Annotated in this window: 1 protein-coding gene; it reads right to left on the bottom strand. The window is 66.2% G+C overall.

Translation table 11 applies throughout. From position 1 onward, the window contains the following. On the bottom strand, nt 1-3001 hold a 3001-nt coding region (locus tag sphsw_RS18055), incomplete at its 3' end, for a TonB-dependent receptor plug domain-containing protein (protein WP_235188464.1). Nucleotides 3002-3317: the final 316 nt, after the last annotated feature.

Below are 3317 nucleotides of genomic sequence, written 5' to 3'. Positions count from 1 at the left end.
CGAACGAGCCGATCGGCGACGCCGTCGCGCTGAGGATCGGCGGGGTCTTGTCGAGCACGTTGTTGACGCCGAGGCGGTAGGTGACCTTGTCCGCGACCCGGATGGTGGCGGCGAGATCGAAATAGTCCTGCGCCTTCACGCGGCCGTCATTGGCGAAGAACGGGCCGGCCAGGTCGGCATCGCCGCTGGTCCGCTCGAACTTGGTCGCCGACAGATGGCGCCAGTTGCCCGACAGGCCGATGCCGCCCAGCGTGGTCAGCGACAGACGCGCCTGGTGACGCCACTTGGACATCGGATAGCCGCACTGGGCGCCGTACAGGCCTGCGCAATCGAACTTGGTGCCGACCTTGTCCGACGTGAACTTGTCGACATAGGTGCCGTTGAACGACAGCCCGATCGTGCCGATGCTGTCCGAGCGGTAGGTATAGCCCGCCGAGGTCTCGATCCCCTGCGTGGTCAGCGACCCTGCGTTGACGTTGGTGTCGACGATGAAGCCCGCATTGCCCTGCCACAGCGTGCCGTTGGCATCGCGGTTGATCGCGCCGCAGAACTGGTCGTCGGCGGTCTGGAGGCACTGCGCGATGATCGTGTCCGCACCGACGACGCCGATCCGGTCCTTCAGCTTGATGCGGAAGCCGTCGACCGACAGGTTGAAGCCCGGCAGGAACGACGGCCGCAGGATCACGCCCGCGGTGAACGTGTCGGCCTTTTCGGGGCGCAGGTTCGGGTTGCCGCCGAGCAGGCCGTTATACTGCTCGGACGGGTTGGCGGCGATCAGGCCGAACCGGTTCGCGGGAACGCCGGTCAGCGCGCACTGCGCGGCCGTGTTGCCGTTGACCAGCCCGTTGACCGCGGCGCCGGCGCAGGGATCGGTCGCACCGTCGAGCTGGACCGACTGCTGCGCGAACAGCTCCTGCGTGTTCGGTGCGCGGACCGCACGGTTGTAGCCGCCGCGGAAGCGGACGTCGGAGATCGGCGCCCAGACCAGCTCACCCTTGTACGAATGCGCCGAACCCGCGGTGCTGTAGCTCGAATAGCGATAGCCGCCATTGACCGTCAGCTCGTTGACGAACGGGCGGTCGCTGACCAGCGGCACCTGGATTTCGCCGAACACTTCCTTGACGGTGTAGCTGCCGCGGATCGGCAGCGTCGCGCCGCCCTGGCCGGCCAGATCGCCGCTCAGGAACGCGTTGTCGACTTCGAGGCTCAGCGATTCCTTGCGGTACTCGCCACCGACGTTCAGCGCGATGCCCTCGCTCGCGAACGGCGACTGCACGCCGTATTCGGCGCCCTTGAAGGTGAAGTTCGCGTTGAGGACGGTTTCCTTGTTCTCGCCCGACTGGAAGCCCGGGGTCTGGACATAGTTCAGCGCCTCGGGCGTGATCCCGGCCGCGCCGAAGATGTTGAGCGGGACGCAGTTCGGATCGGTGCCGTCGACGACCGAGCGGCAGACCGCCTGGCCGAGCGTCGCCGAGCCGGGACGCGTGTCGGTGATCGCGTCGAGCGCGCGCGTGGTGCGCGAGATCGAGAATTCATTGCGATACACCTGGCTGAACACGGTGCTGCCGAACTGGCCATAGGCCTCGTACGAAATGCCCTTGTCGATATCGCCGGTCGCGCCCGCGACGAAGCGATACTGGGTGTGGCGAAGATCCGCCTGGCGCCCGCCGCCCTCGACGTTGCGCCGACCGATCAGGACGTTCGCCTGCTGATACTGCGACCCGTCCGGGTTGGTCAGGTTGATCACCGCGCCATTGGCGTCGGTCACCAGGTTGGACGCACGGCAGAAGGTCGAGACCTGCGCCGCCGACAGCAGCGGGTTGTTGCAGTTCAGGACCCTCGTGTTGTTGAAGTCACCAGACGGCGCGATCTGCGCGACCGAGCGATCGTCCATGAACATGAAGTCGGCATAGGGCTTGAACGCGTCGCTGACTTCATACTTGGCGAGGAAGCCCGCGGTGTAGCGCGTGTCCGGACGCTGGTAATAGTTCAGCGGGTTGGCGTTGTAGAGCGTCCGCCCCGCGACGAGCTGGCCTGCTGCGTTCAGCGTATAGCCGGTCGGCGGCCCGCCCTCGGTCGCATCGCCGAGCGTGAAGTTCGCCGGGAATGCGGTGGCCGATCCGCCGCACACATAATCGTTGCCGACATTGCCCGACGGCGCGTTCAGCCCGCACGAGCTATAGTCGCGCGACCCCTGCAGGATCGCGCCGATCTTGCGATAGCCGCCATAGCCGACGACATGGCCGCGGCCGTCGCTGGTGGCCGCGCCGACCTTGAAGTTGATGTCGAACTGCGTGCCGTCGAATGCCTGGCCGCTCGGCGCGGGATAGCCGCTTGCCGCCGACAGCGCCTGGAACCGCTCGCTGCGGTTGTTGTGGTTGTTGATGCCGCCCGACACGTCGACGCTGAAGCCTTCGTAATCGGTGTCGAGCACGAAGTTGACGACGCCGGCGATCGCGTCCGACCCATAGACCGAACCGGCGCCGCCGGTCAGCACGTCGATGCGTTTGATCAGCGAGGCGGGGATCATGTTGACGTCGGCGGCCGCACTCGCGGTGCTGCTCGACGAGGGGTTGCCCGGCATCAGGCGGCGGCCGTTGATCAGCACCAGCGTGCGCGATTCACCCAGGTTGCGCAGGTTGATCGTCGCCGTACCGGTCGAACCGTTCGACACCGACGAGGTCTGCGTCGCGAACGACGCCGGCAGGCTGTTGAGCACGTCCTCGATGCGCGTCGCGCCGCGCAGCTTGATGTCCGCCGCGTTGACCACGGTGATCGGGCTGGCGGAGGTCAGGTTGGGGTTCGAGATGCGCGATCCGGTGACGACGATGTCGGTACCCGCGGCGGTCCCGGCTGCAGCGGGATCCTCGCTCGGCGTGTTCGAGACTGCCGGGGTCGTCGCTGCCGCGCCGTCGTCGCTGGTGGTGCTCTGCGGTGCGGGAGCCGGCTCGGCTGCCGGTGCAGGAGCCGGTGCGGTCTGGGCCGCTGCCGGAAGCGCCACGACGGCGCCTGCGATCATCGTGGACGCGAGCAGGCAGTCCCGAAACATATGATTCCGCATGTATTCATTCCCCTTTCGCGCCGTCGATCCGTGATGACTGACGCGATGTGTTGCGGCGCGCTCCGGCGCACTGACTGGGGGCCGGTTACGCAAACGGCAGCGCTTTTGTCCAAAATAAAATTGTAAAATAGTAACGGATCATCGCATTGACGTACCATTGTTACAAAAAGGCAACATCGTGAATCCGGCGCCCTGCGGCGGGTTTTCCGAAGGAATCAAAGGGGATATTCCGGGGATGGCGGGCCCTGCGCGCCCC

Origin of the sequence: Sphingomonas sp. FUKUSWIS1 (assembly GCF_000733135.1) — a bacterium.
GTDB lineage: Bacteria > Pseudomonadota > Alphaproteobacteria > Sphingomonadales > Sphingomonadaceae > Sphingomonas > Sphingomonas aerolata.
The sequence above is the reverse complement of the archived record's forward strand: the minus strand, read 5'-3'. Positions and strand labels throughout refer to the sequence as shown.